The sequence below is a fragment of the Pseudomonas tumuqii genome, assembly GCF_013184545.1.
Classification (GTDB): Bacteria; Pseudomonadota; Gammaproteobacteria; order Pseudomonadales; family Pseudomonadaceae; genus Aquipseudomonas; species Aquipseudomonas tumuqii.
Window position 1 is genome coordinate 1 of the sequence record NZ_JAAOJA010000016.1, and the last position, 20,896, is coordinate 20,896.

Consider the following 20,896-nt stretch of genomic DNA (forward strand, 5'->3'; position numbering starts at 1 on the left):
AGGCCAGCATTTTGCCTCGGGATTCCTTCAGATTCGCAGTCACCCGCGACACCCTTGCCTCTGGCTAACACTTCCCCTTGCCGGGTATGTAGAGGACTTTCACCTCCAAGTCACCAGCGCGGCCACCACAGCCAAACTGGTTGCGCTTACGCGCAACGCGCCATGCCTGGCGCACCAAAAAAAAGCCCGTGCCAGCGCGGCACGGGCCAACCAAGGAGTCGTTAGAACCCGGCGGGGCGCTGCCGGTGCCAATCGGTCACCTTCTGCAGGGCCATGCCGGCCCGGCACAGCAAGCCTTCCTTGCCCTTGCCGGCGATGAACTGGCCGCCGATCGGCAGGCCACTCTCGCTGAAGCCGATCGGCAGGCTCAGGCAGGGGTGGCCGCTGACATTGAACGGCGCGGTGAACTGGATCAGTCGGCGGTTGGCTTCCGGATCCTCGGCCAGGCTGGCCAGTTGCGCGTGGGTCGGTGCGGCGTAGGGCTGCACCGGCGCGAGTAGCAGGTCGACCTCGCCGAGCAGACTGTCCAACTCGCCGCTAAAGCGCTGGGCGTCAAGCAGGATGCGCTGGTAGTCCATGCCACTCAGCGCCCGCCCGCCGTCGATCAGGCGGCTCAGCGCGGGGCCGTATTCGGCGGCGCGCTGCGGGTAGGTGGCGGCATGCGCCACGGCGGTCTGTACACCGCAGTGGCGCTCCCAGTTGCCGCTCACCGCGCGGGTGTCGGGCACGCGCACGCGCAGCAGGGTGCCGCCGCCGTCGCGGACGATCGCCAGCACCTGTTCGAGCGCCTTGACGATCACTGGGTCGACGCCGTCGCTCAGCCAGGCCTCGTCGATGCCGACGCGCAGGCCGCGGAACGACTCCTCGACACTCGGAATCTCCAGGCACACGCTGGGCAGCGAGGTGGGATCGGCGGGATCGTGACCGGCGATGGTCGACAGCAGGAACAGCGCATCGCGCGCGCTGCGGGTGATCGGCCCGACGTGGTCGAGGCTGGCGGCCAGTTCGAATGTGCCGTGGCGGCTGACCCGGCCCCAGGTCGGCTTGAGGCCGGTCAGGCCGTTGGCCGCGCAGGGGAAGCGGATCGAGCCGCCGCTGTCGCTGCCCAGCGCGGCATAGCAGAGGCCGGCGGCGGTGGCCACGCCGCTGCCGCTGGACGAGGCGCCGGCCCAGTGGTCGGCGCCCCAGGGATTGACCGGTGCGACTATCTCCGGGTGATGGATGGCGAATGCACCCTCGGTCATCTGCAGCTTGCCGAGCAGCACGCTGCCAGCTTCGCGCAGGCGGGCGACCACGGTGGCGTCCTCCTGCGGCACGAACGTGCGGTGCAGCGGCATGCCCGCCGCGGTGGGCACGCCTGCGGTGTGGAACAGGTCCTTCACCGCCAGCGGGATGCCGTGCAGCGGGCTGCGGCACTCGCCGCGCGCCAGCTCGCGCTCGGCCTGGCGCGCCTGCTCCAGGGCCAGCTCGGGGGTGACCCGGGCGTAGCTGTGCAGAGCGCCGTCGAGTTGCTCGATGCGCACCAGCTGCGCTTCGGTGACCTCCACCGGCGACAGCTTGCCGCTGCGGATCAGCAGCGACAGTTCGTGCAGCTCCAGGTAATGCAGTTCGGATGTGCTGCTCATGGACAACCCCCGATAAAGCTCAGTGCGAGCGTGTTGAATTCCTCTGGACATTCGCTCTGCACATGGTGGGCGGCATTGCCGATCATGTGCAGGCGCGCGTCGGCGAACTGGTTGAGCATCAGCATCGGCACGTCGATGCCGCCGAACCAGTCGTGCAGCCCCCAGAAGATCAGGCTCGGCGCCTGCACCCGGGCGAACACCGCCGTCAGGTCTTCCCATTCGCCGAACGCGCCGGGAGTATTGAGAAGGTCGATAAACGCGGGATTGCAGCTCGCCTCGTAGCGCAGGCGCAGGGTTTCCTCGTCGATCTTGCCGTCGTCGTGCAGCTCGTAGCGGCAGATCAGCACGCGCATCTTGTCCAGGCTCGGCCCGCCATCGGCGAGGAAGTAATCGCTCAGCAGCGTGGCGGCATGCTTGCTGAACAGCGGCAGCGGCTGCAGCACACCACGCGCCACCGGTTGCGAGCCAATTAGCACTAGGCGGGCGACCCGCTCGGGATGCTCGGCGGCGAAGCGGATCGCCACGCAGCCGCCGAACGACTGGTTGACTAGGTGCGCGCGGGGGATGCCCAGCGCATCGAGAAAACCCAGCAGCTTGCGCGCATGCCAGCTGAAGACCGGGCCCTCGACGGCGACCATGTCGGAGCCGCCGAACTGCGGGAAGTCGAGGAAATAGCAGCGCTGCCGCCCGGCGAAGGCGGCGGCGCTGCGGTGGAAGTTACTCCAGGCGCTGCTGCCGGGACCGCCGCCGTGGGTGAAGATCACCGGTGGGCGATCGTCCGCTCCGTCGACCTCGTGGTAGTGCAGGCGCACCCCGTCGACCGTGACGAAGCGGCTGTGCGAAATCAGTGGATTGCTCATCGGAAATATCCTTGCCGAGCAGGGTCCGGCGCCAGGCACCGGACCCTGCCGGAATCAATGGTCTTCGATCTGGCGGACCTTGTAGCCCGGGCGATGACCATCGGCGGTTTCCTTGAAGATCAGGCTGGTGTCCTTCACCGCGCCCTTCACCCCACGGCCGGGCTTGGCGATGCCGCGGTTCCAGCGCGAGGCCAGCTTGCGCCAGCTGATCGGCGAGATATCGGTGGCCACCAGTTGTTCGTCGTCCCAGCCGGTACCGTCGACATAGAAATTCTGCATGGCTTCGCGGGCATAGATGTCGCAGTCGTTGAAACCGTGCAGGCACAGCGGCTTATAGACGTGGTCGTAGCGGTACTGGTGCTTCTGCCGCTCTTCCGGGGTGTCGCAGACGCGCACGATAATTTCCCAGTACTCGTGGGTGTCGTCGGTGATCGGCACGTACCACTCGTATTGGGTCATGTGCTCGCCCGGCCAGTTCTCCACCATCAGCACCCCCGGCAGGACCACTGAGGTACGGTAATGGCGGCCGTTGAGGCCTTCCACCTTGAGGCCCAGTTCCCGGTTCTCCAGGATCGGCGCCCACTTGTCGGTGAACAGCCACTGCATCAGACCTTTCGGGCCATTCTCGTCCTCGACCACGGCGATGCAGTCGTCGCTGGTCGGCAGCAGGCCGAGCGGCAGCACCCAGTCCATGGCGTGGACGATGGTGTTGTCCTTGTGCACCAGGATGTGCGCGTTGTCGAAACCGTTCTCGCAGGCGATCCGCCAGTTGCCGTAGCCGGTGCGGTGCATGCCGAGCACCACCGCGTTGTCGTCGAGCACGCCCGGCGAGGCCGGCCACAGCGGATGCGGGAACTCCTCGCTGCGCTCGGGGAAGCGGAACGGCAGGTCGTGGGCCAGCGGCGGCACGTCTTCGTCGGGGAAGTCGTCCTCACGGACGAAGACGAAGATCATGCCGTTGACCTCATACACCGGGTAGGTGGTGATGCCGGTGGTGCCGATCAGCTTATCGTCCGGGTTGGCGACTATGGTCACCAGCTTGCCGCTCTCCAGGTCGAAGGTGAAACCGTGGTACCAGCAGGAGATGGTGCTCTTGTTGAAGCACATCGGCTTCTCGGAAAGCCGCACGCCACGGTGCAGGCACTGGTCCTTGAGCGCATAGACCTGGCCGTTGACCCGGCGCAGGACAATGGGTACGCCGCAGATCTGGATGCCCTGCACCTGATCCTCTTCGAGTTCGTGGCTGAACAGGCCCGGATACCAGTGGTTGATGAAACCCCAGGCCGCATCCTTGTATGGCTGGTATTGGCTCTGGGTCTTGGCGTTGTTGGCGCGGGCATCGCTGATGCCGGTTTTCACCACACGACGGCGGATAATGGGTTGCTCGGACATGGAAGGCTCCCGGTAGGCTGACAGGACACCGCGGTGCGGTGCGCTTGATGGTCATCCTAGGAAGCTGGCGCGGGGCTGACGCTCCCTTGACTGAGCGCCTTATCCCGGCAGCGCAGAAAGTGTGCGGAGCAGGACATCCCTGTCCGGGCAGCTCAGCGCGCCAGGGTTTCCGACGGGCTCTCGCCGAAGCGGCGCTTGTAGTCGGTGGTGAAATGACCGAGGTGGCTGAAACCCCAGCGGAAGGCCACGGTGGTCACCGTGGTGCTGCCGAGACTTTGCCGCTGTAGTTCTTCCTGCACGTGGCGCAGGCGAACCTCCTTGAGGTAGAGCATCGGCGAGGTGTTGCGGAAACGCCGGAAGCCGGTGAACAGCGAGCGACTGCTGACCCCGGCGTGCTCGGCCATCTCGACGATAGAGATCGGTTCGTGGGCATGCTCTTCGATGAAGCGCTCCACCCGTTTGACGAACGCTGGCGCAATGGACGAGTGCTGATCGCTGCACAGCTCCTCGCTGTAGGTGTGCGGCTGGCAGGTCAGCAGCATGTTGACCAGGGTGCTTTCGAGCTGGGCGGCGAGCAGCGGCGGCAGCTCATCGTCGACCGACAGGCTGTCATAGAGCCAACCGACCATGCGCATCCAGCGCCGTCCTTGCGGAGTCTCCAGGGGCATCGCCGCCTGGAACTCGATGTCCTTGCGCAGGGTGCGCCCGAGGTGCTGCTGACAATGGCGTTCGATCAGGTTGCGATCGACGCGGATGATCAGCTTTTCCGTGCTGTCGCAGTGGTGGATGGTGATCGGTGTCTGCGGGCTGAGGACCGAGCCCAGGCTGGGCGTGGAACGCACCTGCTGGGTACCGCACCTGATCAGCTCCTGGCCGCGGATCGGCATCTGGATCAGGGCGAAGGAGCCAAGTACGCCGGGCTCGATGCTGACATCGCCGCCATAGCTCATCCGCCCTATGCCGACCCCGCCGATGCGCCGGTAATAGATACGCGTGTCCACCGTGCCCTTGGTGTCCAGGCTGCGCAGGCGGTTCTCGCAGAAGATGCGCTCGCCCCATTGGCGCGCTTCGTCGAGATCCTGCGTGTGACAGACCTCGAAGCGGGACAGGACGGACTCGGGTGGCGTTGCCGCCGAAAAAGCCAGGTGTTCCATTGCGCTCATCCTCTGTCCTGAATGCTGCAGGACAGACAGCTTGTATCGATGCAAGGCGCGCGAGCCCAGTTATGGTTATGGTGGCTAATCATGGTCTTCGCGCATGAGTGGCTAGTCGTAGCGCCAGGGTTGGCGAGGCACGCCGCTCGGGCGTGACCAGCAAACGAATCGCCGGGTGCAGGGTCGTGGCCAGCCCGGCGAGTAACGCTCGGGGCTGTCAAATACCTGCCCTTGGATAAAGGCAAGAAGCGTGCCTCCTGGCGAGCTTCGCCGACCGACGAAGCCGAACCAAGCCATATTCCGGACGTACCACGGCGCATCCCCGAGAATTCCCGAGAATGACGCCAGATGGCCGGCGATTTAGCGCTTTTTGCGGCGAATTCAGGTCGGTAGCGGCACTCGATGAGCCCCGACCAGCACGAACAGCAGGCGCGCGGGAGTGTTACCGCGGTTGCGCCAGGCGTGCCGTGTTCCCATCTGTACCACGATGTCGCCCTGACGCAGCAGGCTGGTGCGCCCGCCATCCAGTTCCAGGGTGATCTCGCCTTCGAGTACCACGCCGTAGTCGATGCTGTCGGTGCGATGGAAGCCCGGCGCCTCGGCCTCGAAGCGCTCGGCCAGGCCGGGCAGGCGTTGGCAGAGCTCCGCGCCGGCGGCGATCGGGTCGAAGTCGCTGCCGCCGGCCAGGCTGTCCGGCGGGAAACTTACCAGCAGCGCGCTGGTGCCGCCCGGGGCGGGCAGTACCGAGGTCGCCGTGCACGTCGGGTCGCTCGGCTGGTCGGCGATCTGCGCCTGCGGCGCGGTTTGCCACACCAATGCGGCGGAGAAACCGGGCGAGTGGCGGTATTCCTCGCAGCCGGGCAGCGGACCCTGGCTGACGATGATCGAGGCGCCGGCGCTGTCGTGGCCGGTCACGGTGCGTGTTGTTGTCATTGTCGTAACGCTCCCGAAGGGCTGGTTGGCCCGGCCGCGGCGCGCGACCAGGCGTGACCCTCAGCCGTGGACGATATGGAAGTTGGTGAAGCCGTTAGCCTGGGTCTGGATGTCGTCGAGCGCCTCGTTGAGCTGCTCAAGTGCATAGCGGCGCTCTTCCAGCAGCGACAGGTCGAGGGTACCGGCCTCGATCATGCTGGCCATCTCGTCGCCTTCGGCGGTGGTGAACCACAGCGAGCCGATGTACTGCAGCTGCGCGCACATGAACGGATGCGGGTCGATCGGGATCGGCCCGGCCACGCCGCCGATCTGAATGATCCGCCCGCCGCGGGTGACCGCCTGCATGGCGTCCACCGAAAGCGCCGCCGGGGCCTTGGCGCCGAGGGTGTCGAGCATCACGTCGACGCCGCCGGGTACCCGCTCGAGCACCTGCTGGCGGAGTTCGCCACAGCCGATGCGCAGCGTGTCGATGCGCTCCGGCGCCAACTGCTTGAGCCTGGCCAGAGCGCCCTCGTCGCGGGCGGCAACCACAATGCGTGCCGCACCGAAGGCCAGTGCCAGCAAGGTCGCACCGACACCGAGGGTGCCGGACGCACCGAGGATCAGGATGCTCTGTCCAGGGCGCAGTGCCGACTTGCGGATCGCCGAATAGGCGGTGCCAAGGTAGCCGAAGCGGGTCGCCTGGGCGAAGCTCAGGCGTTGCGGCAGACGCACCAGGTTGGTCGAGGGCGCGGTCATGTACTGGCCGTAGCCGGCGTAGGGGTACTGCTGGAATACCTGTTGCGAGCCCGGGCCGAAACCGAAATAGCCGAGAAAGGTATAGGCATCACAACGCGGCGCTTCGCCCTGGCGGCAGTAGCGGCACTCACCGCAGCCGACGCCGGGATTGACGTAGACCCGGTCGCCTGGCTGGAATGCGCGCACCTTGGCGCCCACCGCCGTGACGGTGCCGGCACTGTCCAGGCCGAAGATCGCCGGCAGCGCCGGCAGCGGCAGGAAGGGATACCACTCGGGGAAGTGGGTGGTGACGTTCTTCAGGTTGGGGATGATCCCGCTGGCCTCGACCTTGACCAGCACGTCGTGCTCGCCGGGGCTGGGCAGGGGGACTTCATCAAGGGTGAAGCGACCGCCGATCTGGTGCAGGCGCGCAGCTTTCATCGTCGACATGGCAAGGCTCTCCTCCGGTTCGGCTAGCCACAGGGCGTGGCGCCGACCGTCGCGATTGTTGTTATGCCCACGGCGGCTCGCCGCGGGAGCGAAAGCGCTGACCGGGGCGCCACGCGGCACCCCGACCAGCCAACACGGCGGACCTAGCGACCAGCCTTCTGCAGGGTCTGCAGGGAGAAGTCGCTGGCCTTGGCGTCGAAGTTGGTTTTCCAGGACTTGGTGTCGATCATCGACAGGGTGGCGTGGTTGCGCTGGAAGTCGATGACCGCACCGGCGGTTGTGCGGATGTCGCCGGCTGCGGTGTTGGCGTAGGAGTGGAACTCCATGAACTTCCAGAACTCGCCTTTGCGGTCGTAGGCCTCGGCGTAGTAGAAGCGCGGGTACTTCACGTCCATGTACAGCACCTTCTTGCTGTAGGGGTGGACAGACGGGGTGATCGCCTCGATGACGTACACCTCGCGCGGCTCGAAGTCGTTGTTGTTCATGTTCCAGTAGGGCGCGGCGTCCTCCACCACCGGGTACTTCTCGGCGAAGCTCTTGCCGTCCGGATTCCACAGGCCGGTCTTGCTGTTGGCCACGGCGAGCACCCAGCGCTTGCCGAGCAGCTTGTACTCGGAGTACCAGCAGGGCCGGGCGTTGAAGATCTCCAGGTCGTCCTGCAACTGGTCCGAAGAGCCGACCGGGTCCATCCAGGCGCCGCCGGACAGCCGACGCACGCGGCGCACGGCCGGAATGTAGGCCCAGACGTCGTTAACCTTGTCCGAGTCGTACATCTGGGTGTAGGTGCCGAGGCCCTTCATGTCGGAGGGTGACTTGAAGTAAAGCAACTGGCGGCCGCGCTCGCTGCCGTCGCCCTCAACCGCCGGGCCGCTCAGGCGGCCCTTCATGGTATAGCGGCTGAACTCCGCCACCGGTTCGGCGTGTACGCCCTTTTTGCCGTCGATCAGCAACTGAGTGTACTGCGGCACCTGGGAGACGTCGCCGACCAGTTGGCCGAGGTGCCAGTTCCATATCAGCTTTTCCGCGGCCTGCGGGTCCTGCATGTCGATGCTCGGGAAGGGCGCTCCGGCGCCCCAGTTGTCCACCTGGCAGGCGTCCTTGTTGATGCTGGCCTTGCCGGCGTTTGCCTGGGACGCCTCGACCCAGCGCGGGTCCAGCGGTACCTCCTTGGACTGGGCCAGCGGCAGCTTCCAGCCGCTGTGGCGGATGCGCCATTCCATCTTCTCGGTCAGCAGGTTGGCGATGCTGTGGCCTTCGAAGGTGTCGTTCTTGATCTGGTCGATATTGGCAGCGGAAATCACCGTGCCGGCGGGCAGTTCGGCGGCCAGCACCAGGGACGACAGGCTGCCGGCGGCCGCGATGAGGCCCAAGGCCAGGGTTTTGTACAGGATGGGGCGGGATACGCTCATGGTGGATTCTCCAGGTACGGATCAGAACAGGTAGGTCAGGCTCGTGTAGAGCTGATCGCGGTTGTGGAAATAGCCGAACAGCGTGGTGCTATCGCAGTCGTTCATCTGCCCTGGACTGCACTTCGAGCTATCGCGATGGCCGTCATCCCAGAAGGCGTCGTATTCGACCTTCCAGCGCCATTTGCTGGACAGCTCGAAGGTCACCGATGGCACGGCGAAGCCGCCGCCATTGCTCAGGTCGGCCCCCAGCACCAGGTTCGGGCGAATGCGCCCGCTGTCGTAGCTGAGGTCGAAGATGGTGGTCGCCAGCACCGAGTGCTCCTTGACCTTGCCGCCCCAGCCAACGCTGTAGAGCAGGTTGTCGTCGTCATCGAAGTTCTGCACCCATTTGTCGAACAGCTGCACGGAGAAGAACATCGGCTTCTCGGTGCCCAGCCAGGTCTGGGTGGCGGCGATGGTCTTGTCCATGCGCAGCATCAGCGCCACCACGTCCTTGGTGGTGTAGCCGTCGAAGCCGGGGGCGATGAACTGACTGAGCAGGGTCGGGCTCGCCAGCTCGATCTGGTAGGGGGCGTCCTTGATGTAGGCGACCTCGGTACTGAACACTGCGTCGGCCGCTTCGGAGTAGCCGCTGGCGGTCAGGCCGAAGATATCGACGATCGGGTAGATGACTTCGCCGGCCGCACCGCGGGTCTGGTCGGTACCCTGGGTTTCAGCGCCGGACGGCACATCCGGCAGACCGAACAGCGCGAGGTTGTCCGAGGCGTTGAGAATCGGCGAGTTGTAGAAGGTCTTCAGGTACGACAGCGAGTAGTTGATGTCGCCGTACAGCCCGCTCCAGCGCAGGCCGCCGGTGACATCGCGGTAGTCGCCCTCGTCGTTCTCGAAGTTGTAGGGGTCGATATTGCGGAAATCGACCCCGGCATAGGGATTGCCCGACCAGCGCCCGCCATAGATATCGAGCTCGGTGCCGATGTCCTGCTTGCGATCAAGCCCCGGCCGGATGAAGGCCTCGAGGCCGCCGGCCAGCTCCGGCACGTCGATGTTCATCTTGATGATGTTGTTGGTCTTGCGCAGCTCTTCGTTGGCCGGCTCGAGGAAGTTGCGCCAGGTGTAGTCGAAGCCGTGCACCAGGTCGTTGGCGGCGAAGAAGTCGGTCTCGCCCCAGGCCAGTTGTTGCTTGCCGATGCGGAAGGACAGACGCTCGCCCACCGGGAAGTCGACGTACAGCTCGCGGATCTCCGCCTTGTTGTACAGCTCCATGATGTCGCCGCGGCCATCGGCCTCGCGGTGGTTGTTGGCGCCCATCTCCTCCAGGTGCTCGAGGAAGTCGGTCTCGATCTCGCGCACGGCGCGCAGCTTGGCCACCACCGAAACGCTGTCGGTGGCCTGCCAGTCCAGGTTGAGCCGCGCGGTGCTGCGCGCCATTGACAACTTGCCCTGGTCGTCATAGCCGGGGGTGTCTTCCCAGTTCTTGGTGTTCAAGGACAGCTCCTCGCGCAGGTAGCCGTCGAACTTGAAACTGTCGTCAGCCAGCAAGGGCATGGCGAGGGTGCCCAGGGCAATCGCCAGGGCGAGTTTGTCGAGCGGCACGCGCGCACGCGCGGCCGGGATGCGCTTGTTATTCATGTTGTCTCCCGAGGGTTATGGCAGCGAGGAAGCTAGGGTTCTTGTTGTTGTTTCGTCTCAAGTCGCCTGAAACGACGGAGGAGCCGTACTGACGAGGGTTGCCGCGCCCCGCTCGCCGAAGATGAAGCGGGGGCGGAACACGTAGAGCAGCGCCGGCATGATGAACAGGGCGGAGAACGCCGATACGCTGAGCCAGATGGCCATCAGCAGGCCCATCTCGGCCTGGAAGCGCAGTGACGACAGCCACCAGAGCAGGGTGCTGAGGATCAGTACGCTGGCGGTGACGATCACGCCCATGCCGGCGGAGTGCAGCGCGATGCGGATCGCCTCCTCGGCGCTGCGGCCGGCGGCTATCTCTTCCTTCACGCGGTCGGCGATGTAGAAGGCGTAGTCGACGCCCAGGCCGATGCCCAGAGCCGCCACCGGCACGGTGTTGATATTCATGCCGATGCCCATCCAGGTCATGAAGGCGAAGGTCAGCATGTTGGAAATGATCACCGGCACCATGAACAGCATGCCGGCCATGCTCGAGCGATAGACCAGGGTGCAGAGCACCGCGAGCACCAGCAGGGCCAGGGCGATCGCCTCGATCTGGCTGGACAGGATGATCTCGTTGACCGCCGCCATCACACCGATCAACCCGCCGGCCAAGTGCCACTGACCATCAGCCAAGGGGTGCTCGGCGATGAACTGCTTGACCCGCGCCACCGCGGTGCGGATCGTCTCGCCCTGGCGATCACGGAACATCAGGGTCACCGAGCCGTTGGCGTACTGGTCGTCGGCGAAGCGCGAGATGTCGCCCGGCTCGGACACCGAATCGAGCATGGCCATCAGGCTGCCGTTGATCGCCCCGCTGTCGCCCAGTTCCAGGTAACGCGGATTGCCTTCGCGCAGGCTGCTGTTCACATGGGGCAGTACATCGGCGATGGACAGCGAACCGCCCACTTCCGGCTGCGCCTCGATGAAACGCTGGAAGCTGTTCATCGCGTGCAACGCCTCGTTGCCCTTGATCAGGCCGGGTTGGCTGTCGTCGCCGAGCACCACGAACATCCGGTCGACCCCTTCGAAGCGGGCGTTGATAGCCGCGGAGTCGCGGTTGTAGGGCGACTCCGGCCAGAGAATCGGCGAGCCCGGATTGGCATCGCCGATCTTCAGGTTCAGCGAGTAGAGGCCGGCAGCGACCACCACCAGCAGGCTGGTGCCCAGTACCACATAACGGGCCCGCGACAGGCTGACCCGGACGGCCAGGTCGAGCACCTTGCGCAACAGCGGCAGGCAGTCGATGGGATGGGCCGTACCGTGGGGTTTGCGGATGAACGACAGCATCACCGGAGTGAGGATCACGGCGCTGACCGTCAGGGTCGACACCCAGACCACCGCCAGTACGGTGAGCTTCTGCAGCATCGGGATCGGGCTCAGGGCCACCACCGCCATGCATGCGGCATCGGCGATCACCCCCAGCATACCGGGGCGGAACAGGTCGGCCAGGGCGATCCGCGCGGCGATCCTCGAGGTATCGGCGCCGGGCGGCAGCAACTCCAGTTCGTCATCGAAGCGATTGACGATCTGCACCGAATGCGACACTGCCCGCGAAGTGATCAACATCGCCACCACGATGACCAGCGGTTCGAAATTGATCTCCAGCAACCGGCAGATGCCCAGCGCCCAGAGGGCGCTGACCAGGCCCGCCAGCAGCGGCAGGATCAAGCCCCGCCAGGTGCGCAGCAGGACGAACAACATGACCAGGGTGACCAGCAACGCAGCGAACACCAACTGGGTGGTCTCCGGCAGGTAGTGGCCCACCCAGCCGTAGAGGATCGGATCGCCGACCACGCGGATCTTCACGCTACCGTCGTCGACGCTATCGATCAGGGCGCGGATTTCGTGGAACACCTTGGTGTAGTCGACCTGCTGGTCGATGAAGTCCACGGTGATCAGGGTCGCCTGCAGGTCCTTGGACACAAAGGGCCCATAGACCAGCGGGTTGCGCAGCACCGCCTGCCGGAGCTCGGCCATTGCCTCGGCGTCGGCCGGCAGGTCCGGCCACATCAGCGGACGGCTTTCGATGCCGGCCGTGGAGGCACGCACCTCCTTGAGCTTCTTCGAGGCCAGCGAGGTGATCTGGTACTGGTTGACCGCCGACACCTCGCGCAGGCCCAGGGTGACGCTGCGCACCTTGTCCAGCACGGCGGTCTGGAAGATCTCGCCCTGCTCCACCTCGAACATGATGGTGACCATGTTCGAGCCACCGAAGGTGTCCTTGAATTTCTCGTGGGTCTGCACGTACTCGTGACGCGACGGCAACATGTCCTCGAAGACGGTGCGTACCTCGATGTGCAGGGCGAACCAGCCCAACACCAGGGTGAGGCACAGGAGTCCGCCGGCCACCCAGGCGCGCCGACGGATACAGAACTCGGCAATGCGTTCGATCATGGTTTGTTCTCGACTGAATAAGGCCAGGGGAGATTTCATGGCTGCAGCTCCGACCACTGGCGGCCGTCCCAGCGACCGATATCGGCGCCAGCCAGCCAAACCTGCGAGCCAACCGCCAGGGCGCGGGTATGCCAGGCACGGTTGCGCTCATCCAGGGCGCCGGTCGTCCAGCCTTGGTCGTCGCCGGCGACCCAGCGACCCAGTGCGCCGGTGGCGAACCAGCGTTGCTGCTGCGCGATCCAGAGAATGTCGAACAGGTGGTCGGTTACGCCCAGCTCGACACCCTCCCAGGTCCGACCGCCATCGCTGGTAGCCAGCAAGGTTCCTTCCAGACCAACCGCCATGCCGTTCTGCGCATCGCGGAACTGCACCGACATCAGCGAGCCGGGAACCGGTGTTGCGGGCTCCTCCCAATGCTGACCCAGGTCATCGCTGAGCAGGATGCGGCCGAACTCGCCGACCACCACCAGGCGACCGCCGTCGAGGATGGCCACGTCGTTCCAGGCCACGTCCTCCTCTTCGCGCAGGCGCTGCCAGCTCTGGCCATAGTCGTGACTGACCAGCAGCGCGCCCATTTCACCCGCGGCAATGGCCAGGCCGCCGGCAGCTACCCGGACCCGGTTCAGCTTGTTGGCCACCTCCGAGCGCGGCACGCCAGACGCAGCCTGCCAGTGCTGGCCGGCATCCTGGCTATGCAGGATCACCCCGTCGTTGCCCACCGCCACAGCATGGCTGGCATCCCAGATGGCGACGTCCTGCAGCGTTCGCTCGGTGGGCGTGGGCAAACGGCGGATCTGGCCGTTTTCGGCGATCGCCAGGAGCTTGCCGTTGGAGCCGCTGGCCCACACTTCGCCGCCAGGCGAAAGCGCCAGGCCATAGAAATGGTCGCGGCGCTCCAGTGCCGGCGGGGTTACGGTGCCCCCGACCGGCTGCGGCTTGATGAACAGCCCGGCCCACAGTAGGCCGGCGATGATCGACCAGGGCAGCACTGCCATCAACGTCTTGAGGGCGCGCTGCCCGGCGCTTTGACGTGGTATCCGCAGGGATGAGGGGTGATCGATGTTGATGAGTTTTGACATGGCTCGAGTCCGCACGGTTGACGTCGTCTTGTTGTGGTAGTGGTTTGGCCGACAACGCAGGCAACTCCACTCTAGGTATGCACCGGGAGGGGAACTATCCCGACACTGCACGGCTTGTCCCCTGGGCGCACATTCTTGATCCAGGTCATGGTTTGGGCGGACCTTCCGGCGCTAGTTCAGCGCGCGGTATGCGTGCCCTTTACGGAAACGACGATCACTGACCAGTACTGGAGGAGCGATGGCGAGGGCCGCGGGGCCAACGGCCAGCCATGCACTATCCGAAAGCCAGTACGCTTATCGCCGTCCCAATGGCCGGCGATGAAGACCGTTACGCAACAACACCCCCTATAGCTTGAAGCGGCCCACCAGGGTATTCAGCCGCCCCGCCAGGGCCTGCAGCTCGTGGCCGCGCTGGCGTACCTGGCCGGCACTGGTCGAGGCGCTTTCCGCCGAGCCGGCGATGGTCACCAGGCTGCGCGACAACTGCTCGCTGGTGGCAGCCTGCTGGCCGGTGGCGGCGGCGATCTGCTGGCTCATGTCGCGTACCTGGCTGATCATCAGGGTGATCCGCTGCAGCGCCTCACTGGCCTCCTCGGCGCTGGAGACGCTGGCCTGCGAGCTGTGCCGGCCTCGCTCGACCATGCCCACCACCGTCTGCGTACGCTCCTGGATGGTCGCGATGCTGAGGCGCACCTCTTCGGTGGAGCTGTGCGTGCGCCGCGCCAGGGCCCGCACCTCATCGGCCACCACCGCGAAGCCCCGTCCCTGCTCGCCAGCGCGCGCCGATTCGATCGCCGCGTTGAGGGCCAGCAGGTTGGTCTGATCGGCAATCTCCCGTATCACCGCCACCACACTGCCGATGGTCTGGCTGGCATCGTCGAGCTGCTCGGTAAGGGCGGATATATCCTCCAGCAGGGCAGCGTTGTGGCTGATCGCTGCGGCCAGCGCCGCCACCGTGCCCTGCCCCCGGGCCACCGCCTGGTCACCTTCACTGGTGGCATGCGCGGCACGTCCGGCATTGCTCGCCACCTCCTCGACCGTAGCGGCCATCTGCTGCATGGCGGCAGCCAGCTGGCCGATCTCGTCGCGCTGGGCGTCGACGCCGGTTCCCGCGGCATCGCTGTCCTGCTGGAGCGACTCGGACGTCGTGTGCAGGGTCTGGCCAGTCCTTTTGATTTCGCCCACCAGGTCGGCCATCGAGCCGATGAATCGATTGAATTCCTGGGCCAGCGTCGCCAGCTCGTCACGCCCCTGGACGGGCAGCCGCGCGCACAAATCGGCCTCGCCGGCAGCCAGCTGCCTGACCGCCTGGACCACGCTAGTCAACGGCCGCGCCAGGGCCTGGCCAAGCAGCAGGATCAATCCTGCGGCCAGCAGCAGCGCGACAGCACCGAGCAGCAGCAGCTTGAGTGCCAGGGCCTTGACCCCGCCCAGGACTGCCGAACTGGGCAGGGCGACGCCAAAGGACCAGGGCGTCGCGGTATCACCTATCGCCACCGGCACCGCGAGCATAAAGATCTCCTCCTGCATGGCCGGTGATTCGAAACGCAGCGTCAGGGGCTTGCCCTGGCTCACCGCGTCGATCATCGATTGCAGATGGTCGCCGAGGAAATCCCCCTCGGTCTCCGCGTTCTTGCGTCCCACCCGCGCCGGGTCGGGATGTGCCACCAGCGTGGAGTCGTGGGCGGTCAATGCCGCCAGGCCGACACCCAGCGGACGCAACAGGCCCACCTTGGCCTGCAGCTGTTTCGCGTCCAGGCCGATGCCCAGACTGCCGACCACCCTTCCCTGCTGGCGCACCGGAATCAGTATGAGGATGGCAGGTCGCGCGGCGCCAAGGCCTGGCAATAGCCGGGGTGGAACGACCCGCTCGCGCTCGACCGCGTCGCGGCCGACGACGTCGGGCAAGGCGGCGCGTTGTTCGGGCGACGCCATCTGCACACCGGCCTGGTCACGCAGCCAATACACCGGAGTGCGTTCGCCACCCTGCAGCGGCAGCCACCAGGCGGCGGTTGCCTGTGGACTGGTGTGCAACAGGGTTTCGAGCATCTGCTCGGCGATCCGTCGGTCCGCCAGCTCGCCATCGGCCAGCTCTCGAGCGAGGAGTTCCGCGGTCGTCCGCGCTGGGTAGAGGGCACCATCGAAATAGCCGCCGATCTCGGCAGCCTGCTGACGGACAATGGCCCCCACCGCTACTTCAGCGAGCGCCTCGGTCGATGACTTGCTCGTTTGATAGACCAGCAGCACGGTGGTCAGGTAGACCAGCATGGTCAGCGGCAGGATGGTCAACAGCAGTTTGTTCTTCAGGGAATAATTGGCCAGCATGGCGAACTCCTGGTCGCGGGTGGCCGGCGGCACATCCTTGGCCTCCGCGGATTCGATGGCTATGTCTGCGGCCCCGAGGCGCACCCCGAAAACTCCGCAGAGGACACTGGTGCGCGCGGCGCACCCTACGAGCGAATGCCTGCGATAGCGCTCAACCGTAGGGTGCGCTGTGCGCACCAACCGCGAATGATCAGACCCGGCGCGCGGTCAGCAGGTCGAGGGCGACGTCGACGATCATGTCTTCCTGGCCGCCGACCATGCGCCGCTTGCCCAGCTCCACGAGAATGTCTAGGGTCTTCAGCCCGTACTTCTGCGCCGCCACCTCGGCGTGGCGCAGGAAGCTGGAATAGACGCCGGCGTAGCCCAAGCCAAGGGTTTCGCGGTCGACGCGCACAGGACGGTCCTGCAGCGGCCGTACCAGGTCATCGGCGGCGTCCATCAGCCGGTAGAGGTCGGTGCCATGGTTCCAGCCCAGGCGCTCGGCGGCGGCGATGAACACCTCCAGCGGCGCGTTGCCGGCGCCGGCGCCCATGCCGGCGAGGCTGGCGTCGATGCGGTCGCAGCCTTCCTCCACCGCGGTGATGGAGTTGGCCACGCCGAGGCTGAGATTGTGGTGGGCGTGCATGCCGGTCTGGGTATCCGGTTTCAGCACCGCCTTGAAGGCGCGCATGCGCTCGCGGATATCCTGCATGTTCATCGCCCCGCCGGAGTCGGCCATGTAGATGCACTGGGCGCCGTAGCTCTCCATCAGCTTGCCCTGCTGGGCCAGTGCTTCGGCCGGGATCATGTGGCTCATCATCAAGAAACCCACGGTGTCCATGCCGAGGCTGCGGGCGTACTCGATGTGCTGCCGGGACACATCGGCTTCGGTGCAGTGGGTGGCCACCCGCACCGAGCGGGCGCCGGCGTCATAGGCGGCCTTGAGGTCATGCACGGTGCCGATGCCGGGCAGCAGTAGCACGGTCAGGGTGGCGTGCTCCATTACGTCGGCGGCCGCCTCGATCCACTCCAGGTCAGTGTGGGCGCCGAAGCCGTAGTTGAAGCTGGAACCTTGCAGACCGTCACCGTGGGTGACCTCGATGGAATCCACCCGCGCCTGGTCGAGGGCACGGGCAATGGCCTGCACGTTGTCCAGCGAGTACTGATGACGGATCGCGTGGCTGCCGTCGCGCAGGGTCACGTCGGAGATATAGAGCTTCTTGCCGTTCATTTTGCGTCTCCTCAGGCCTTGAGCATCGATTGCGCCATGCGCTCGGCGGTAGCCAGCGCGGCGGAGGTCATGATGTCGAGGTTGCCGGCATAGGCCGGCAGGTAATGGGCGGCGCCTTCGACTTCGAGGAATATCGAGGTCTTCAGCCCAGCGAAGCGGCCATGGCCGGGGATGTGCAGCGGCGCGCCCTCGGGGATCACGTCGAACTGCACCCGCTGCTTGAGGCGATAGCCCGGCACGTAGGCCTGCACCGCGGCGGCCATCTCTTCAATGGAGGCTTCCACCTGCGCCTGGTCGGCGGCCTCGCTGAGCACGAACACGGTGTCGCGCATGATCAGCGGTGGCTCGGCAGGGTTCATGATGATGATCGCCTTGCCCTTGGCCGCCCCGCCGATCACCTCGATGGCCTTGCTGGTGGTTTCGGTGAACTCGTCGATATTGGCGCGGGTGCCGGGGCCGGCGGACTTGCTGGCGATGGAGGCGATGATCTCGGCGTAGTGCACCTTGGCCACGCGCGACACCGCGGCGACCATGGGGATGGTGGCCTGGCCGCCGCAGGTGACCATGTTGACGTTGAGCTGGGCCAGGTTCTGCTCCAGGTTGACCACCGGCACGCAGTAGGGGCCGATGGCCGCCGGGGTCAGGTCGATCAGGCGGATGCCAGGCTTTACCCTGCGCAGGAAGGCGTCGTTCTTCACGTGGGCGGAGGCCGAGGTGGCGTCGAAGACGAAGTCGATCTCCTGGAAGATGGGCAGGCGAGTCAGACCCTCGACGCCTTCATGGGTAGTGGCCACGCCCAGGCGCGCGGCGCGGGCCAGACCGTCGGAGGCCGGGTCGATACCGACCATGGCGGCCATTTCCAGATGCTGTGCGTTGCGCAGCACCTTGATCATCAGGTCGGTGCCGATATTGCCGGAGCCGACGATGGCGACTTTGCATTTCTTGCTCATGGGACAGGTTCTCTCTGTAATCAGTCGGCGCTGCTTTCAGCCTTGAAATCGACGGCCACCTGGCCGATCCCTTCGATCACCGCCTCGAAGCGATCGCCGGCGGCCACCGGCGCCATCGGCCCGAGGGCGCCGGTGAGGATCAGGTCGCCAGCCTTCAACGGCTCGCCCAGGCGCGCCATGGTGCGCGCCAGCCAGACCGCCGCATTCAGCGGGTGGCCAAGGCATTCGGCACCACTGCCGCTGGACACTTCCTCGCCGTTGCGAGTCATGCGCATGGCGGCCTGGCGCAGGTCCAGACCGTCCAGCCGGCGGGCCGGACCACCGAGGACGAAGCAACCGCTGGAGGCGTTGTCGGCTACGGTGTCAACGAAGCGGATGTTCCAGCCCTGCACGCGGCTGCCAACGATCTCCAGGGCCGGCAGTACCCAGCCGGTGGCGGCCAGCACATCGGCAAGCCCGGTGTCGGCCCGCGGCAGATCGCGCTCAAGGATCAGAGCGATCTCCGCCTCGATCTTCGGTTGCAGCACGCGGTCGACCGGCACCACCTCGTTGTCGCCATAAGCCATGTCGGCGAACAGGGTGCCGAAGTCCGGCTGGCCAACACCCAGCTGCGCTTGCACCTTGGGATTGGTCAGGCCGATCTTGCGGCCCACCACGCGGCGGCCGCTGGCCACGCCATGGGCGACGTTCAGGCGCTGGATGGCGTAGGCGGCTTCGCCGTTATCTTCGCCGATGCGCTCGCGCAGCGGGCTGATGGCCTCGCCGCTCGCTTCGGCGCCGCGCAAGGCAGCGGCCATCTGTTCCAGGAAATCTTGGGAAAGGGTCATCGCTCACCTCGCGGGTCAGTGGTTGAGGAAATCCAGCACCAGGCGGTTGAACTTGTCGGCGTGCTCCCACTGCGCCCAGTGGCCGCAGCCGTTGAACACATGGAGTTCGGATCGGGGGATGCCGGCGATCAGGCGCAGGCCGGTGTCCATCGGCACGAAGCGGTCGTTGCGGCCCCAGATCACCAGAGTCTCGGCCTGGATTTCACCGAGACGGGCGCTGAAGTCAGGGAACTGCCTGGGGTTGGCGGACAGGCTCTTGACGAAGTTTTCCAGGTGCTCAGGCCGGCTCAGCATGTTGTCCAGGCGCGCTTGGAACAGCCCCTCGGTCAGGTCTCGGGTGTCGTAGACGAAGACGTCCATCATCTGCTTCAGGTTGTCGAGGGTCGGCTCGCGGTACAGCCCCTGCAGCAGCTTGATGCCCTCGGTCGGCATCGGTACGAAGGGACTGGCGCCCCCGGTGCCGCCGCCCATCAGCACCAGCTTGCCGACCCGCTCCGGCCAGCTCAGGGCGAAGGCCACCGCGCTGTGCCCGCCCATGGAGTTGCCGAGGAGATGCACGCGATCGAGATCGAGCTGGTCCACCAGGTCCTTGAGCACGCGGGCATTGAGGTCGGAGCGCGAGCCGTCGCAGACGATGGAATCGCTTTTGCTCCAGCCCGGGCAGTCCAAGAGGATCACCCGGTAACCGGCGTCCACCAGCGGCTCGATATTGCGGTTGAAGTTGGCCCAGCCACTGGCGCCGGGGCCTGAGCCGTGCAGCATGACCACAGTCTCGGCACCCTGGCCACAGTCGTTGTAGTGAATATTCAGTTCCCGCTCGCCTTCGCGTATGCGGGCGAAACGGCTGCTGGAGGCTTCGGTAAATGCAGTCATCTCAGGACTCCTTGGCGGCGGATCGGGGCTGGGCGCTGAGCGAGCCGAAGCCGGCGATCCACTCGGGGATCGGGCGGTAGTAACGGTCACTGGCCTGGTAGGGACCGAAGGCCGACAGGGCGGCGAAGGCCGCCACCCAGGTCTTCACCTCATGGGTGGACTTACCGGCCAAAGCGGACAGCTCGGCATTGCCGAGACCGTCCAGTTCGGCCATGCGGCCACTGGCGAGCAGGTCGAGGAAGTGCTGGTCCCATTCCGGGTTGAGCGGATGCAGCGAGTTCTGGTCTTCAATGAAACGTTGCGCCGCGAGGATCACCCGCTGCTGCCGCGCCTGGCGTTCATCGGCCGGCAGATTGCGGCCGCTACCCAGCAGCCGGTCGGCCATGTGGGCATCGACTTTGGCCAATTCCGGCACCGGCGGCTGGTGCGACAGCCCGCCGGAGCCGAGGAACAGGACCCGTTGGTCCAGCGTCCGGGCAAAGCGTCCGATGGCCTCGCCGAGCAGGCGGGCACGCTGGAAACTCGGCAGCGGGGTGGCCACCGAGTTGATGAAGACCGGGATCACCGGGCATTCACCGAGACCGCTCAGCAGCTGTTCCAGCGGCTGGGCGAAACCATGGTCGACCTGCATGCGGTAGGACACGGCGGTGTCCACGCCGGCCGCCAGCACCGCTTCCGCGCAGGACTCGGCCAGCGCCTTGGGCACCGGCAGCGGGCCGGCCAGGGTGCCGAAGTCGCCGATGGCGTGGGCCGCGGTACCGATGCAAAAGGACGGCATCAGGTCATAGAAAAAGCCGTTGTAGTGATCCGGGGCGAAGAGGATCACTAACTCGGGGGCAAAGCGGGCGATGCGCGCACGCGCCCCCGCAATCACCTCGTCGATCTCGCCCAGGACCTCGGGCGCCGGGTCGACATGACCAACCAGCGGGCTGTGCGACTGGCAGTGCAGGTAGGCACTCATTTCAGGGCACCCGCTGCGACCAGGCTGGAGGCAAAAACAGTCGCCTGCGCCTCCAATCGACGCGCGGCA

The 20,896-nt window shown here is 65.9% G+C and carries 16 protein-coding genes and 1 pseudogene; all 17 read right to left on the reverse strand.

Annotated features, from left to right (window positions below):
- Nucleotides 1-221 precede the first annotated feature (221 nt).
- Nucleotides 222-1,625, reverse strand: a complete 1,404-nt coding sequence (locus G9C89_RS21740; RefSeq protein WP_172152131.1) for an amidase — start codon at nt 1,623-1,625, stop codon at nt 222-224.
- Complete coding sequence (locus G9C89_RS21745) at nt 1,622-2,485, reverse strand: alpha/beta fold hydrolase (RefSeq protein WP_172152133.1); 864 nt, start codon at nt 2,483-2,485, stop codon at nt 1,622-1,624. The genes G9C89_RS21740 and G9C89_RS21745 overlap by 4 nt, the downstream gene beginning before the upstream one ends.
- Before the next feature lie 54 nt (nt 2,486-2,539).
- A complete protein-coding gene (locus G9C89_RS21750) occupies nt 2,540-3,877 on the reverse strand; it encodes a Rieske 2Fe-2S domain-containing protein (protein WP_172152142.1) in 1,338 nt (445 codons plus the stop codon).
- Between the two features lie 152 nt (nt 3,878-4,029).
- Complete coding sequence (locus G9C89_RS21755; RefSeq protein WP_256674360.1) at nt 4,030-5,040, reverse strand: AraC family transcriptional regulator; 1,011 nt, start codon at nt 5,038-5,040, stop codon at nt 4,030-4,032.
- 372 nt (nt 5,041-5,412) lie between these two features.
- The gene (locus G9C89_RS21760) at nt 5,413-5,964 is read right to left on the reverse strand and encodes a cupin domain-containing protein (protein ID WP_172152144.1); all 552 of its coding nucleotides are present in this window, start codon (nt 5,962-5,964) and stop codon (nt 5,413-5,415) included.
- 60 nt (nt 5,965-6,024) lie between these two features.
- A complete protein-coding gene (locus tag G9C89_RS21765; protein WP_172152146.1) occupies nt 6,025-7,131 on the reverse strand; it encodes an alcohol dehydrogenase catalytic domain-containing protein in 1,107 nt (368 codons plus the stop codon).
- Between the two features lie 143 nt (nt 7,132-7,274).
- Entirely contained in the window at nt 7,275-8,540 is a 1,266-nt protein-coding gene (locus tag G9C89_RS21770; RefSeq protein WP_172152148.1) for a DUF1329 domain-containing protein, read from the reverse strand.
- Nucleotides 8,541-8,561: 21 nt separating this feature from the next.
- Nucleotides 8,562-10,169: a DUF1302 family protein gene (locus G9C89_RS21775; RefSeq protein ID WP_172152150.1), complete on the reverse strand. Its 1,608-nt coding sequence runs from the start codon at nt 10,167-10,169 to the stop codon at nt 8,562-8,564.
- 57 nt (nt 10,170-10,226) lie between these two features.
- On the reverse strand, nt 10,227-12,602 hold the full coding sequence (locus tag G9C89_RS21780) for an efflux RND transporter permease subunit (RefSeq protein ID WP_172152260.1): 2,376 nt from the start codon (nt 12,600-12,602) through the stop codon (nt 10,227-10,229).
- Between the two features lie 35 nt (nt 12,603-12,637).
- A complete protein-coding gene (locus G9C89_RS21785) occupies nt 12,638-13,681 on the reverse strand; it encodes a YCF48-related protein (RefSeq protein WP_172152152.1) in 1,044 nt (347 codons plus the stop codon).
- Between the two features lie 345 nt (nt 13,682-14,026).
- The gene (locus G9C89_RS25635; RefSeq protein WP_390623857.1) at nt 14,027-14,878 is read right to left on the reverse strand and encodes a methyl-accepting chemotaxis protein; all 852 of its coding nucleotides are present in this window, start codon (nt 14,876-14,878) and stop codon (nt 14,027-14,029) included.
- Nucleotides 14,879-14,890: 12 nt separating this feature from the next.
- Nucleotides 14,891-16,006 (reverse strand): annotated as a pseudogene (locus G9C89_RS25640) (HAMP domain-containing protein); the annotation flags it as partial.
- A 190-nt stretch (nt 16,007-16,196) separates the two neighbouring features.
- Nucleotides 16,197-17,216: a 4-hydroxy-2-oxovalerate aldolase gene (dmpG, locus tag G9C89_RS21795; protein WP_172152154.1), complete on the reverse strand. Its 1,020-nt coding sequence runs from the start codon at nt 17,214-17,216 to the stop codon at nt 16,197-16,199.
- An 11-nt stretch (nt 17,217-17,227) separates the two neighbouring features.
- Nucleotides 17,228-18,166, reverse strand: a complete 939-nt coding sequence (locus tag G9C89_RS21800) for an acetaldehyde dehydrogenase (acetylating) (protein ID WP_172152156.1) — start codon at nt 18,164-18,166, stop codon at nt 17,228-17,230.
- Between the two features lie 20 nt (nt 18,167-18,186).
- Nucleotides 18,187-18,993, reverse strand: a complete 807-nt coding sequence (gene mhpD / locus G9C89_RS21805; RefSeq protein ID WP_172152158.1) for a 2-keto-4-pentenoate hydratase — start codon at nt 18,991-18,993, stop codon at nt 18,187-18,189.
- Between the two features lie 15 nt (nt 18,994-19,008).
- Nucleotides 19,009-19,866, reverse strand: coding sequence for an alpha/beta fold hydrolase (locus tag G9C89_RS21810; RefSeq protein WP_172152160.1), 858 nt, complete (start codon nt 19,864-19,866; stop codon nt 19,009-19,011).
- A gap of 1 nt (nt 19,867) precedes the next feature.
- Nucleotides 19,868-20,827: a 3-carboxyethylcatechol 2,3-dioxygenase gene (mhpB, locus tag G9C89_RS21815; RefSeq protein ID WP_172152162.1), complete on the reverse strand. Its 960-nt coding sequence runs from the start codon at nt 20,825-20,827 to the stop codon at nt 19,868-19,870.
- Nucleotides 20,828-20,896: the final 69 nt, after the last annotated feature.